The sequence below is a fragment of the Picosynechococcus sp. PCC 7003 genome (genome assembly GCF_001693255.1).
Taxonomy (GTDB): domain Bacteria; phylum Cyanobacteriota; class Cyanobacteriia; order Cyanobacteriales; family MRBY01; genus MRBY01.
This window is the reverse complement of record NZ_CP016474.1, coordinates 1,464,191-1,478,645: the sequence shown is the minus strand read 5'-3', so window position 1 is coordinate 1,478,645 and position 14,455 is coordinate 1,464,191. Positions and strand designations below refer to the sequence as shown.

Genomic DNA, 14,455 nt, shown 5'->3' with positions numbered 1-14,455 from the left:
AAAGGACGAAGGGCGCAGGACAATAAAGATAGAGGGACACCACAGATCAATGGCTCCCTACATGGGCGAGAGACCCCTGAGTGAAGTCCCAAGGAGGCTTTATGTTAAGCACCTATTTATTTCCCGATGGCACCCTATACATTTTCGTGAAACTGCTTGTCCTGGCCCTCGTCATTTTGCTATGGCTGACGGTCAAGTCGTCCCCTGTGGTTTAACCGAAATAACTGGGGGCATTACCCGGTTTCCATTTGATATTGCAACCAAGGCTAGGCTTTTGGTTGGGATCGGGAGTTTCTTTTGCCAAAACTGCGGCGATCGCCTGGCGTAGATCAGCTCCCGTTACGGGCTTGTCATTACCAGGGCGCGCGTCGTCTAACTGGCCCCGATAGACCAGCTTTAGGTCATGGTCGAAAAGGAAAAAATCAGGGGTACAGGCCGCTTGATAACTTTTGGCGATCGCCTGGGACTCGTCATAGAGAATTGGAAAATTTAATTTGAGGGCCGCGGCCATTTCCTTGAGCTTCCCTGGGCCATCATCAGGATAATTCTCTGCATCATTGGCACTAATGGCGACAATGCCCAGATCCTGGGGGACAAAATCCACTCCCAACCGGGCCAGCTCGTCCTGGACATGGATCACAAACGGACAGTGGCGACACATAAATATCACTAACAAACCCGCTTTCCCTTGGCAATCCGCCAGGCTGACGGTTTTTCCGGTGGTGACATCCGGTAGAGCAAAATCAGGAGCCGGAGCACCGAGGGGGAGCATGGTGGATTCAGTGCGAGCCATGGAAAATTACCTCAATCAAGTGTTTACAAGGGTGTGCAAGTTGCTAGGACTGACGGACACCATCAAAATCAATTTAGCGATCGCCTTCATAAACCCAAGTGAAATGGAGATGGGTCTGAAGCATGTCCAATAAAATTGAAAAATCAAGTGGTTTTTCTAAAAAAGCATCAAAATCCGGATTTATATTATGCCAACCATTATTCAATACATCCCCGGACATGACGAGGATAGGGAGCGCCCTAAATTTTTCGAGTTGACGAATCTGCTGGGCCATTTCTTGGGCGTCCATGCAGGGCAGCAGCATCTCCGAAATAATTAGATCCACGGGATGGGCCTCTGCCATGATTAAGCCATCTTTACCGTTTTCTGCTTCAAGAATCTTAAATCCCAGGGGCATCAGGAAATGTTTAATCAAAGAACGATTAACCCAGTGATGATCAACGATGAGAATAGTTTGCCGACGGCCCACATAACCGATGATTTGTCGGCGATCGCGGGTTGCGCCATCATCAGAAACCAGTGGAGGACTGACGAGCACTTCCGATAGCTCTAGGTCAAAGAAAAAACAACTTCCTTTGTTGGGTTTGCTCGTTAACTGGAGTTCACCCCCCATCATCGCTACTAATTTTTGGCTAATGGCTAATCCTAGACCAGTACCCTGGGGACGACTATGGCGATCGCCGACCTGCTCAAAAGGCAAGAAAATCTTATTGAGATGTTCCGGTTCAATGCCACAGCCCGTATCCCGAACCGCGAAGTGTACCCTGTGCCAATGTTGCTTAGAGGAATGGGGAGAAGCTTCCTGGGGCTGGCTTAAGTTAACTTCTAAAACAACGCTCCCCTGGTGGGTAAATTTAATGGCATTGCCTAATAGATTGAGTAACACTTGCCGGAGACGCTGATCATCAACTAATAAATAATCAGGGAGATTTGGGTCAATGTCGTAGTTGAGCAGAAGTTGCTTTTCTGTGGCTTTGATCTGACAGGTTTGGAGAATATCCAAAATAAAGTAATGGAACTGTACCGCCGTCGGCACTAATTCTAGGCGCTGGGCTTCGATTTTAGAAAAGTCCAGCACATCGGCAATCAGGCTGAGGAGATAATGACCACATTCTTCAATGACCCCTAAGCTGCTCTTTTGCTCCACACTCAAAGATTCATCGAACATTAGGATTTGTGCATAGCCCAAAATGCCATTTAGAGGTGTGCGTAGCTCGTGGCTCATCTTGGCGAGAAACAAACTTTTTGCCCGGTTTGCCTCTTCGGCTTGCTTTTTGGCCGCTTGGAGGGCAAGTTCATTGGTTTTGCGCTCTGTAACATCCATCGCTATGGTAATTTCTAGGTTGCGCCCATCCGGCAAGGTACCGAGGGGAGCACTACTAAAATCCCAGATGCGTTTTTCGCCGCCTTTGATGAGGATTGCATATTCGCCGTCATGGGTAGAGTTTTGGATCTCGTAAACTTTTTGGATACCCTGTAGGGCTGTCAGATACTTATCACCGTAGGCTTTTGTTGCCCAGGCTTCGATAGTGGGAATTTCAGTGATATCGTAGCCCGTTAACGCTGTCCAAGTACGATTGAGCTGCAAAATTTCGCCATCGCTGGCATAGAGGAGAATTGGGAAGGGCGCATCTTGAATCGCATGGTAGAGACGTTGTTCGCTTTCGGCAAGGGCTGCATTCGCTTGTTTTTGTTGGGTGATGTCTTGGACAAAGATAAAAAATCGGTTTTGATCTCCGCTAGGGTCAGTGGTCAAACTCAGTTGCATCTCTAGGATCTGGCCGGTTTGGTGTCGCCACTGTTGATAGAGTTTGAGTTTGCGGCGATCGCCCCATTCTGCGAGCAGTTGTGTGGTATCAAGGTCATCGGTAATGAGCAGATCAAAGATTGACCGTTGCAATAATTCATCCGGGTTGTAGCCCGTCATTTTACCCAGGGCCGCATTGACTTCAAGAAAATAGCCTTGGTTATCTAAGACGGCATAGCCATCGATGGCAGTTTCAATGGCTGTTAAATACTGGGAAGCACTAGCGGCACGAATCTGCGCTTTTTCGATGTCTGCTTCCCTGGCGATCGCCTCTAACTTAAAGCGCTGCAACCGCAGCATCTGGTAGCCCACCCAAAAAACAACCCCGATCAGTAAGCCCGATAGACCACTAATGGCGATCGTCAACTGGCGAATGGGAGCATTGGCCTCCCGGAGATTAACCTTATAAATTACGATCCAAGGGGCCTGAGTTGTTTCAAAGGAAGCTCCCACAACGGGAATATCGCGGTAGTCAGTGCCTCGCACCAAACGCCGAGACTGAAGAATCGCTTGGGTTGCCAAGAGAGACTCTCGGTCTAGGGAACGCCGGAACTGTAGCGGTGAATTATCCGCAAACCGCAGGGGATTGAGGTAGCGAATATCATTTCCTTCACGACGCACCAGTAAGATTTCAGCGGTAGCACTGGTGCTAGAAACTCGGTCTAATAAGCTATATAAAAAATTCTGGGGATCTTTCTCTAAGTACACCGCCCCGATAAAGTCATTTTGCTTATCGTAGATGTAAGCCAACACCCCATAAACAGGAATTTCTTGGCCCCCTACGTTAAGGAGATTTAAGTCGATCAACCGCACATCTCCCCCCAGACTGGTTAGGTGATCATCGTGCCCAAAAACAGTGCTAATTTCCTTGGGTAAGGGATTTTGCACCCCAGTTTGCCAAGCAACCTGTCCCTGGCGGTTAAAAAAAACGATGCGACGGTAATCGTAACTGGTTTGCACATCGAGGGCCAATTGATTTAAATTCGCCTGTTGCTGTTGGACAATGGCGGAATTCGGATCGTTGGTCGCAAAGGCTTTTAGGGCGTCAATGGTCGTCGGTCGCGAGGCAAGTACCCGGGCATCGCCTTTGCGCTCCAGTAACCACTGGTCGATTTGGGTCGCCTGGAGTTTAGCCACTCCCAAAAGATTGTCCTGGAGGTCGAGTAAAAGTTTTTCGCTAAACCAACGAAAGCTGAAAACGCCACCGGCAACGACACCAATAACGGCGATCGCCAATCCCCAAAATAAATACCGGACATTGAAGCGTGATCTGGACAGACTTTGACTTGACTGGGAATCCGGCAGCCTGGGGGAATCCTGAAACATTTACTTGGGAAGCCGACTAGGATAACGACGATTTTTCTAAATCAATCTTCTAGAAGTCACTTTACCTGTTCTCACCCAGTTACTAAAGATTTGTGGAGACTTTCTTACATTTATTATTCATTTAGTCATTTAGTCGTTGCGGACATGGGCAATGCGCCAACTGAGAAAAATAACCGGAATCAGACCCACCGCTAAAATCGCCAGAGCGGGCACAGAGGCTTCGACTAAACGTTCATCGGAAGCATATTGATAAACTTTCACGGCCAGGGTATCGAAGTTAAAGGGACGAATCACCAGGGTCGCTGGGAGTTCCTTCATTACATCCACAAACACCAACATCGCAGCGGTTAATAAACCACTCCACATGAGGGGAGTATGCACACTCACTAAGGTACGAATCGGTGTATAACCGAGGCTGCGCGAGGCATCATCTAGGGTGGGTTTAATTTTGCCGAGGCTTGTTTCGACGGCCCCAAAGGACACCGCCAAAAAGCGTACCAAATAGGCAAAAACCAGGGCGGTAATGGTGCCACTCAGGAGCAAACCCGTTGAGATATTAAACTGGGCTTGGAAAAAATTGGCGATCGCATTGTCGAGCTTACCCATGGGAATCAGAATTCCCACCGCGATCACCGAACCGGGAATAGCATAACCCAGGGAAGAGATCCGCACGCCCAAGGCCATCCAGAGGCTGTGATTTAACCGTTGACCATAGGCTAAAACCAAGGCGATCGCCACCGCTAAAACCGCCGTCACACTGGCTAAGACAAAACTGTGCTGGGCAAACTCCCAGAACTGCGTCCGAAACTGCGCCTGGGGACGATTAAACGCCATTTCTAACAGAGTCCCGACGGGCACAACAAACCCAAAAAATACCGGGATCCCGCAGGTCAGCGTGGCGATCGCCGCCCGCCATCCCTGCAACTCGTAAGCCTGGGGTTTGTCGTAGTTATTACTGGTTTGGTAATACTGGGCCTGGTGCCGTGACCATTTTTCGAGCACTAACAATCCCGCAATAAACAGCATCAAGACTGCCGCGAGTTGAGCTGCTGCCTGGGGAGCCCCCAAACCAAACCAAGTGCGATAGATCCCCGTGGTGAAGGTTTCCACGCCAAAATATTGCACCGTGCCAAAATCATTTAACGTTTCCATCAAAGCTAAAGCCAGACCCGCTGTAATCGCTGGCCGGGCTAACGGTAAGGCGATCGCCCAAAAACTTTTCCAGGGGCCGCAGCCCAAAGCACGACTCGCCTCTAGGGTTGTGACCGACTGTTCTAAAAAAGCAACCCGTGCCAGCAGGTAGACGTAGGGATACAACACCAAGATCAACATGATGATCGCCCCTCCCAGGGAACGAACCTCCGGAAACCAATAATCCTGGGCCGATTGCCAACCGAAGATCAGTCGCAAAAACCGCTGTACCCAGCCGAAATAGTCCAAAATATCCGTGTAAATATAGGCCAATAGATAAGCCGGTGCAGCGAGGGGCAACAATAACAGCACCTCCCAAAAACTTTGGCCCCGAAAGCGGCACATCGTCACCAGCCAAGCCGTGGCGACCCCCAAAATCGTGACCCCCGCACCAACCCCAAGCATCAACCAGAAAGAATTAAGCACATAACGCCCCAGCACCGTTTCGACCAAGTGACGCCAGATCTCGCCAGAATCTGTAAAAACACTCCCCAATACAGAAAAAATTGGGAGGGCAATCAGAGCGGCGATCGCCAAAGTCATCGGAGTCCAAAAATTGAGCTGTAAACGTTTCAAGGGATTCACAATCAGGAGAGGTACCAAAATCCCATTGTGGAGTGAAGAGGAAGACTAATGCAACTTATTTGCACCAAAGTCCCCCTCGCCGGGACGATAAAATAGGCAGTATTAACCATCATTGCCCAAAGTAAATCCCAACCCATTGGTCATGAATCAACCCAACTTTCTCACTCCAGAAGAATCCCTCGATGTCGATGCTGCCCTTCTAAGTAGTCCAGAGAAATTTCTCGCCCGTCTCACCATTTCCTCCCAACGGCTACTGGGGATCATCGCCCAAGATCTCGACTGTCCCGTCGAAAGCCTGAGCCACAAACAAATTATCCAGTGGTTTGAAAAGGACGCCAAAACGCGCCAGGAAAAAGGCCCAGAAGCGGCTGTTTTGAAATGGTAATGCTAAGTTCTGACGGGTGACTTAGTCACTGGTTTTCAACGGTTCCGTCAGCATCAATTTCGCCAGGGCGATGCACAGCAATCCATTAATCCCTAAAAATGCCTGGGCCAAAACGCCAGACCCCAAACCCCAAACCGTCGGCGCGGCGATCGCACTGACCCAGAGGCAACTCGCAACCCCTAAACAGAGGCCAACCCCAAAGCGTTTTCCCCCTTCGGTGCCAGCAAACAGCAGCAATATTCCAAAGGGAATCAAAACACTGGCAAACAGGGGATTTAAAGCAGGACTGCCATTGATAGCATTACCCAATTCCGGGAGAGAACTGCCCAGAAGCCGAAAAGGAGCCTGAGGCAAATCAAAAATATAAATACCTTTTAGGAAAAATAACCCCGAACTGCCGAAAACTAAGCCACTACTGAGGGGCCAACCCCAGCCAAAGGGTAAATAGTTTCGCAGCAGAAAGGCGAGGAGATAGGAACCTAAAACCATCGCTAACTTCGGCAAAAGGGCTACTGTACCCCCATCGATCCAAAAACGAGGATTCAAATACCCATTGTCCCGGAGCCAGCGGAAGAAATCTTTGACGGTGATTTTGCCTTTCAGGGCTTCTGTTACTGCTTGTCCCGCATTGAGATACCCTGCACCGTAATGGTTTAAAGGATCTTCGGTTACCTTTTGGGCCGATTGGGTTAAGACCTGTAAAACTTCGGCTGGTTCAGTCACACCGCTCGCCTTGACCATTGCCGCCACACCAGCCACGTGGGGCGCAGCCATACTGGTTCCTTTGTAGTCGATAAATTCTGGTTGCCCTGTGTTGGGATTCAAGGTTTCCTGAAGAATGCCCCCCGCTTCACTGCCCCCAGGGGCCGCGAGATCAATCCCTGCCCCGTAGTTGGAATAGGGTGCTTTTTTACCAGCCGCATCGGTGGCCGCCACACCAATCACTTTGGGATAACGGGCCGGATAGGCAGCGGCATTTTTGTTTGCATTACCCGCAGCGGCAATGATCACCACATTTTTACGGTAGGCATAGTCGATCGCCTCTTGCATCAATTGACTGGCCCCTGCTCCCCCAAGGCTGAGATTAATCACATCGGCCCCTTGATCAGTGGCAAAACGAATGCCTTCGGCGATGTCAGCGACGGTCCCCCCACCATTGGCGGCGAGCACTTTAATGGGCATGATCTTTGCTTTATAGGCAATGCCAGCCACACCGTAGTTATTGTTAGTAGACTGGGCGATAGTACCGGCAACATGGGTGCCATGGCCCACATCATCGAAAGCTTCCGGGCGATCGCCAACGAAATCATAGCCCCCAACAAAAGCAGTTTGTTCTAAATCTGGCACAGGGCTGACCCCGGTATCAATAACCGCCACGGTGATCCCTTCCCCTTGGGTTTCTGACCAGGCGGCTTCGACATTAATGCTGCGTAAATTCCATTGCTTCGGGTAATCTGGGTCGTTGGGCACCCCATAGGCCCGGTAGATATAGTTCGGTTCGATGTATTCCGTTGCTTTTTTGATTGGGTCAAATTTGCGCAACCGCTGAAGCATTTCTTGATTGCCTTCGATGACATAGATTTGATCAGCGGCAGAAAATTCACTGTTGAGCTGGGGGATCAGGTTGAATTGTTGGGCGATCGCCTTTAACTGTGCCTCAACGACACTGGTTTCTACGGTTTCGCGAAAATCTAAGATCAAAGAATCATACTCGCCTTCGGTCGCCAAGCTTGGTGCGCGCCAAAGACCAAACCCAAGACCAACACAAAAAAGCAATAAAATCAGAAATTTGCGCATGGGGAAGTTTTGCCAAATCTATTGCCCCAGCCTAGCTCAAATTTTTGTAAAAATGGGTTATATGTAACGGAGTTAAACCAGGGGTTTTAAGCAACAACCAGGGGTTCTCTAGTGAGGCGAATTTGGGCCAAGGTGATAATCATCGGGATAATACGCCCATAATTGGTGGCGATCGCCCGCCAACCAAGATCGACGAGGAACCAGCTCCACAAGGCTGGGACAACAGCCCCTAACACACTACGGGTTAAACCATAACGCAAGGCTGTTTGAGTCAGCATCAGAGAACCCAGCCTGGTCGTGGTTGTTTTTAGAGCTTGACCCGTCGCAAAATGTAGCGCCAACTGTCGGGCAACTTGCTTCATTAAAAATGATTTCAGCACACTACTAATCACCAAGGTGCTACTGCCTTTGAGGAAAATTCTCAGGGGGTTATGTTGGAGTTGAACAGGCAAAGCTTCTGGTAAATCCGTTTGGGCCAGCGATCGCCTCACTTTATGAATCAAGGCTCGCTGTTCTTTTTGGGGAAGTTTATCCCAAGCGCGGCTGGTCAAAGCTAGGAAAATTTCTGCTTCAATCTCTGTCGTATCCAGAGCCGTACCACAGGGAATATCGAGGAATTCCCCCACCTGAAATAAAATCTGGCGGTAGGTGAGGGTCTTGGTTTGGCGACGGAGTACAGTGACCCCATCGGCGGCTAAAAAACGAAAGCGAGTTTCAATCTGCTGAATTTGGCGATCGCGGTCTTGACTACGAATGGCACTAGGTTGGGGCGTTTGCCAATAGTCGAGGGGGTTAAATTTGCGGCTAAAGAGCAGTTGAGTGAGGTGGTGCAGTTCCTCATCCGTTGCCAGTTCTAGGGCCGTCCGTAGTTCATCCACAGCAAACATCATCTCCACGCGTGATGCCGTCTATTTTAATCTAGCTTTTCCCTGGTCAACTTTTTACAATGGGGCGCGAACAAAGAGCGTTAGGAAACGGGATCAATGTTAGATGTGGCGATTATTGGGGCGGGACTAGCAGGGATTCATTGTGGCCGGAAAATTCAACGGGCAGGCCACCAGGTCGCTCTTTTTGACAAATCCCGGGGTGTGGGTGGTCGCCTCGCAACCAGACGAATTGAGGGGCTGCCCCTCGACCATGGCTTACCCTACTGGGAAGTTTTAGGGCCTTATACAGCAGCTTTAACGGAAACTTTAATACAAGCTGATCTGTTAGAACCCTGGTCAGTGGCAACGAGCGATCGCCTTGATCCAGATCTCTGGAAAACCCTTCCTGGGGAACAACGGTGGATGGCGCCAGCAGGGATGACGGCGATCGCCAAATATTTAGCCCAGGATTTAACCATTCATCGGAGCCAGCGTCTGATTCACCTTGAGGAAGTTTCGGGCCATTGGCGACTGACCTTTGAGCAGGGGGAAACGGTTCTCGCTCGGCAGTTAGTTTTAGCGCTGCCCCTGCCCCAGGTGATCACACTCACTTATTCTTTTATTACCGTGCGCGATCGCCTTGCGGAAATTTTCTATGCTCCGGCCCTCTCTATGATGATCGGTTATGACCAGTTTGATTGGATATTTCCCTGGCAAGCGCTCCGCCTCACCCAACATCCCCTGTGGCGCACAATTAGCTATGAAGGACAAAAGCGATCGCCCGGAAACTTTACCCTAGTCTGTCAAACGACGGGAAATTTTGCTCAAGACTATCTAGAGACAACGGATCTAACCCCCGTCGCCACCATGCTGTTCTCTGAAATCCAAAATCTTTTTGCCTTGCCGACCCCCCAATGGTGGCAAATTCAGCGTTGGCGCTATGCTCTCCCTGAAACGAACTATGGCCAGGCCTACTATCGTTTTCCCACGAATTCTCCCCTGATCGCCTGTGGAGACTGGTGTTTGGGGAATGGCATCGAAGGGGCGATCGCCGCTGGTTTGGCCACTGGTGATGCGCTTTTATCTGTGTAAATGTAATTAATCCTACGGAGAGTGAGTTGCCTCGGCCATGGTTTGTTCGAGTTCCTGGGCGAGCTGTTGCTGTTGTTCGTTGACCTGTAGAAACTGATGGATTAAATCTTCTAGGGTGCGTAGGGACTGGGTCATTTGTTCTAAAGCACTTTTCATGGGGAGTAAATTTTCTTCGTAGAGCTGAATTTTTCCCTGTAGTTGTGCTTGTTCCCGTTGTTTGGCTTCGTATTCCGCTTGTTTTTGCTCTAGGTTCTTCTGTTGTTGTGCTAACTCCCGTTCCTGGGGCATGAGGATATTTTCAAGCTGCTGAATCGTATGGTGCATTGCCTCAATTTCGGCTTCGAGCTTCTGCTTTTGGGTTTCGTCTTCTACTTCATAATCTTCGAGGTAGGCGATCGCCGGACTCAGATCAATATTTTGCTCTGCTTCTACTTCGATAATCCCCTGGCGACGTTTGAGGACGCGCAAATGCTGCTGTAATGCCCCCTGACGTTCCCGGAGTGTGCGTCGTTGGCCTACTAAGGTCTGGTTGAGCATCCCTAATTTTTCTTCTTCGTCCCGGAGTTCTTCTTCAAGCTCTTGGAGCTCCATCACGTTATCTGGTGCGACCGCAGCCAAGGATGCTTTGATTTCGCCGACGGCTTCATGTTGAAGGGTGAGTTCTTCTTCCTGGTCATTGACAAAGCGAACCAGTTTATCCAAATCGTCCCGTAATTTTTCGACGGTGCTTTCGAGTTCTCCGAGGGGCATCGCTTCGATGGTGGCCAAGTCCACCCCATAGTGTTCAATGCCCCCAGCGCCAGCAGCAAGGCTAGTGAGCAAATCCTGCATATCCTCTTGGCGCTGGCGTGAGGTGGCTAATTGGTTGAGGTGGCTTTGTTTGGCCTGGAGGAGTTGCCGTTGAACTTGGAGTTGGGTTTTGGCGTTTTCTAGGGCTTGGTGTCTCTCTTCGACATTGGTGGTTTCGGTCTGAACTTGAGTGGCGATCGCCGCGAGTTGGGTTTCTAGTTCCTGGAGCTGTTGGGGATATTGCGCGAAGGTTTGAAAAAGTTGTTCCTGTTGGGTGAGTTCTTGGAGCAGATCCCCCAGTTGAATTCGCACTTCGTCCGTGGGGGCATGGTTACTTTGGCACTGAACGAGGATTTGATGGATTTTTGTGGCGATCGCTGGATTTAACCCCTGTCCACCAGTTTCTTCCTGGAGACGTTGTTGCTCCCCGCGGAGTTGTTGCCAGGCCCCTTCCAATTCCGCTTGCTTACGGGCAAACTCCGCTTTAATTTCGTCGGCCTCGGCCTTGAGTTTTTCAAAGGCTAGTTTTTCGTCCTGGAGCTTTTGCAGTTCGGCTTCAGTTTCTTCAATTTGATCGAGGCGACTATTCATTTCCTCCTGACGACGATTGAGTTCATCGGCTTGGTAGGTCAGGGATTGCCGCCATTGTTCAATTTCTTCCTCTTGGGATTTTGATTTATCCATGAGGCGAGAAAAGTTTTGTAACACCGTCAAAATGCGGTTTGTGGCGATTTCGGGGGTCCCCTGAATCAAACGGTTATTCCCCAGGTTGACAACGACTAGGGCACCGTCACTGAAATTACTCAATTCATCGGCGGGGACTAATTCTTCCCCAGGCACCGTGCTCCAACTGCGATCATTACGTTCACAGGCAAGCAATTTAATTTCGGTTTTGCTGCCCATGAATCCTTTCGTTTTTTTGACCTCTGCAAGGTATAGCACGTGAATGTATTCCCCCTGAAACTGCTAGTGCCTGAGCGAAGTGGTGATGAGTCATGGATAGAGTTTAGTGCGTAGGTGACCAAACCTTAAAGCCTTAGGCGATCGCCGTTGGTTGGGACTGACCGGAGGACTGCCATCACGAAATATTTTTAGGATTACCCATGGTCAAGGGGCACTTACGACTGAAGTTGACTCACCTTAAATGATTTTAGAAGATCATTGTACTGGCTTAGTCTTCTCAGCTAGGAGTGTAATTTTTCGTGATTTTCTGACATGGTGAGGAACCACTTGTTTTACCCTAAAGGGAAAATAGTGAATTGTTCAGCCTGAATGCTCGCCCACCAGCATGATCGTCACGGGGCGAGTTGAGCTTATTAAAGCCTTAGGCGATCGCCCTGCCCCAATGATCCCCAAAAAATTATGCAAGGGACTCTCAATGAAATTGATCTACGCAGTATTTTACAGCTCATTGAGCTGGGGCAACGGACTGGGCAATTGTGGATCGAAGCTCGACCATTGGGGGCCATTGATGATCTGAGCTGGCAGTTTCAACAAACTCCCCATTTCCAACAATCACTGCCCCTATCTACCTGGTTAGTTTTTTTTGTGAATGGTCAAATTGTCTACGGGACTGATGACTATTCCCTACAGATGCACCGTCTGCGAGATTACCTAGTTCACTACCATCTCAGCCACAAGCTAGCGGATCTTGACCGAGAGGCGATCGCCACAACCACAATTCCTGAATATGCAGCCCTGTGGCGGCTCCTAGAAACCCAAACCATCACCGTTGACCAGGCGCGCCATATCCTCCAGGCGATGGTGCAAGAAACCCTCTTTGATCTCCTGAGTCTCCACCAAGGCCAGTTTAATTTTCAGTTGGGCACTCCCTTTGGGCCACAGCTACACACCTATGCGGTGACTTCCTTGCTGTTTGAGACGGTCAAAAAAGTCCAAAAATGGAAGCAACTCTATCCCCATATCCAATTTCCCCAACAGCGTTTACTTCTATCCCAGCCCCAAAAACTTGCGGCAGCTCTACCGGCGATCGCCTACCAAAAATTAGCCCAGTGGATTACTGGAGAAACAACCCTCCGTCAACTGGCCCGTTATCTCAATCGCGATCTCGTTGCCCTTGCTAAGGCCTTACTCCCCTATATCCAAAAAGGCTGGCTCCAAGTTCTAGATCCCGTCCACCCCCTGGGTTTGTCGCGCCCTCATGAAGTGCCGTCTGATCAGACCTGGCGCATCCTTTGCATTGATGATGATTTCACCATCGGCAAGGCTGTGGAACAAATCCTCAGCACCCAGGGTTACCAAGTGCACCTCGTCCAAAATCCCCTAGAGGCGATTCAAGTTGCCTTTGCCGTGGCCCCCCATTTGATCCTTTGTGATATTGCCATGCCCCACCTCGATGGCCATGAAATTTGTATGATGCTGCGCCACAGTAAGCGATTTCAAGATCTCCCCATCATTATGCTGACGGGCCAAGAACAATTTATTAACCGAATTCAGGCCGATTTTGCTGGGGCAACGGACTATTTAACTAAACCCTTCGGCCAGCAGGAACTGTTAACCTTGCTTGAAAAATATCTCCCAAACCATCAACCATCGAGGATCTCCCCCGGCGATCGCCCTTGGAGCTAAAAAACAAGTTATGATGGCGATGGTCTAACCCTTAGTTCTAATAGCACCCTTACTAAACGCCAAGATTTACGGCAATTCCCAAGAACTTTCTCAAGAAATAAACATTTTGCAATCCCTCTCCCTGATAAATTGAAGTCTGTCCATTCCAGGGCATATTTTTGACAATGTTGATGCTACGGTGATTATTACACCGGTGATTTTATTGCTAGGACATCTGTGATGAGTAGAATTTTGGTTGTTGAGGATAGTCTCTCTCAACGGGAAATGATTTCAGAATTACTGAAAGGCAACGGCCTCACGGTGGATGTTGCCGGTGATGGCCTTGAGGCCTTAGAAACCCTCAGTCAAATGACTAAAAATGCAGCTAAAACCCTGCCCAACTTAATTGTGCTCGACATTGTTATGCCACGGATGAATGGTTATGAGCTCTGTCGTCGCCTCAAATCCGACCCCCAAATTCAAAAAATCCCCATTGTGATGTGCTCTTCAAAAGGGGAAGAGTTTGACCGGTATTGGGGCATGAAGCAGGGAGCTGATGCTTATATCGCTAAACCCTTTCAGCCGGCGGAGTTAATTGGCACAATCAAGCAACTCCTGCGCAGCAATAAAAAATAGGTTGATCCCTAGGGAATAACTGTTTTTGGCCAAACCTGAATTGTCTGTTTTCTTTGATCTATGTCTACACCTGATGACAGTTCCCTACAACAAAACCTGACGTCTTTGGAAACCCAGTTACAGGGTTTAGAAAGCCCGGAAGGAGAGCTACACCTTAAATTTCAGCTTCCTTCTGGGACTGGTTTTGTGCTGCCGGCGTTTGGTATTCGAGAAGTGATGCAACAATCACCGGATCGGATTACGCCGATTCCCAATGTCTCTCCACTGCTGCTGGGTACGATTAATCTCCGGGGTCAGGTCATTTGGGTTGCGGATCTAGGACAGTTTTTAGGGGATAGTGCCCCTTTGCGGACAGACCGTGCAGAAATTCCGGTGATTGCGATCGAAGATCAAGATATGCTGCTGGGTTTAGCTGTTGAAGAGATGCAAGGGATGCAGTGGCTTTCTGTGGAAACGTTGCAAATTCAGCTGAGTGATCTATCAGATGTTATGGCTCCATTTGTGCAGGGAATCTGGGCCGATGGTGATGATGCCAGCAAATCTTGGCATTTATTAGACCATGTGGCGATTTTAAGATCGGCCAGGTGGGCAACATAAGGGTGTTAATACTTACTGCGGTG

11 protein-coding genes are annotated in these 14,455 nt (G+C 49.4%); 5 read left to right on the top strand and 6 right to left on the bottom strand.

Going from position 1 to position 14,455, the window contains the following annotated elements:
* Positions 1-211 precede the first annotated feature (211 nt).
* From AWQ21_RS07015 to AWQ21_RS07005, 3 genes are all read right to left on the bottom strand, one after another.
* Complete coding sequence (locus AWQ21_RS07015) at positions 212-793, bottom strand: thioredoxin family protein (protein ID WP_065713917.1); 582 nt, start codon at positions 791-793, stop codon at positions 212-214.
* Between the two features lie 73 nt (positions 794-866).
* Positions 867-3,926, bottom strand: coding sequence for a PAS domain S-box protein (locus AWQ21_RS07010; protein WP_065713916.1), 3,060 nt, complete (start codon positions 3,924-3,926; stop codon positions 867-869).
* 129 nt (positions 3,927-4,055) lie between these two features.
* The gene (locus AWQ21_RS07005) at positions 4,056-5,660 is read right to left on the bottom strand and encodes an iron ABC transporter permease (RefSeq protein WP_232315122.1); all 1,605 of its coding nucleotides are present in this window, start codon (positions 5,658-5,660) and stop codon (positions 4,056-4,058) included.
* Positions 5,661-5,844: 184 nt separating this feature from the next.
* On the opposite strand from AWQ21_RS07005, the gene AWQ21_RS07000 reads away from it, so the two are divergent.
* Positions 5,845-6,087: a hypothetical protein gene (locus AWQ21_RS07000; RefSeq protein WP_065713914.1), complete on the top strand. Its 243-nt coding sequence runs from the start codon at positions 5,845-5,847 to the stop codon at positions 6,085-6,087.
* A 21-nt stretch (positions 6,088-6,108) separates the two neighbouring features.
* On the opposite strand, the gene AWQ21_RS06995 is transcribed toward AWQ21_RS07000, so the two are convergent.
* On the bottom strand, positions 6,109-7,884 hold the full coding sequence (locus AWQ21_RS06995; protein ID WP_065713913.1) for a S8 family peptidase: 1,776 nt from the start codon (positions 7,882-7,884) through the stop codon (positions 6,109-6,111).
* A gap of 86 nt (positions 7,885-7,970) precedes the next feature.
* The gene (locus AWQ21_RS06990; RefSeq protein WP_065715257.1) at positions 7,971-8,762 is read right to left on the bottom strand and encodes a YaaW family protein; all 792 of its coding nucleotides are present in this window, start codon (positions 8,760-8,762) and stop codon (positions 7,971-7,973) included.
* A 105-nt stretch (positions 8,763-8,867) separates the two neighbouring features.
* On the opposite strand from AWQ21_RS06990, the gene AWQ21_RS06985 reads away from it, so the two are divergent.
* Positions 8,868-9,842 carry an NAD(P)/FAD-dependent oxidoreductase gene (locus AWQ21_RS06985; protein WP_065713912.1) on the top strand — a complete coding sequence of 325 codons (975 nt, stop codon included), beginning with the start codon at positions 8,868-8,870 and terminating at the stop codon, positions 9,840-9,842.
* A 12-nt stretch (positions 9,843-9,854) separates the two neighbouring features.
* Here AWQ21_RS06985 and hmpF read toward each other — a convergent pair whose 3' ends face one another.
* Positions 9,855-11,573, bottom strand: a complete 1,719-nt coding sequence (hmpF, locus tag AWQ21_RS06980; protein ID WP_065713911.1) for a pilus motility taxis protein HmpF — start codon at positions 11,571-11,573, stop codon at positions 9,855-9,857.
* 420 nt (positions 11,574-11,993) lie between these two features.
* Between hmpF and AWQ21_RS06975 the strand changes: the two genes are divergently transcribed.
* The 3 genes from AWQ21_RS06975 (at position 11,994) to AWQ21_RS06965 (ending at position 14,432) form a co-directional block, all read left to right on the top strand.
* On the top strand, positions 11,994-13,220 hold the full coding sequence (locus tag AWQ21_RS06975; RefSeq protein WP_065713910.1) for a response regulator: 1,227 nt from the start codon (positions 11,994-11,996) through the stop codon (positions 13,218-13,220).
* A gap of 219 nt (positions 13,221-13,439) precedes the next feature.
* Positions 13,440-13,835 carry a response regulator transcription factor gene (locus AWQ21_RS06970; RefSeq protein WP_065713909.1) on the top strand — a complete coding sequence of 132 codons (396 nt, stop codon included), beginning with the start codon at positions 13,440-13,442 and terminating at the stop codon, positions 13,833-13,835.
* Between the two features lie 60 nt (positions 13,836-13,895).
* Positions 13,896-14,432, top strand: a complete 537-nt coding sequence (locus tag AWQ21_RS06965; RefSeq protein WP_065713908.1) for a chemotaxis protein CheW — start codon at positions 13,896-13,898, stop codon at positions 14,430-14,432.
* Positions 14,433-14,455: the final 23 nt, after the last annotated feature.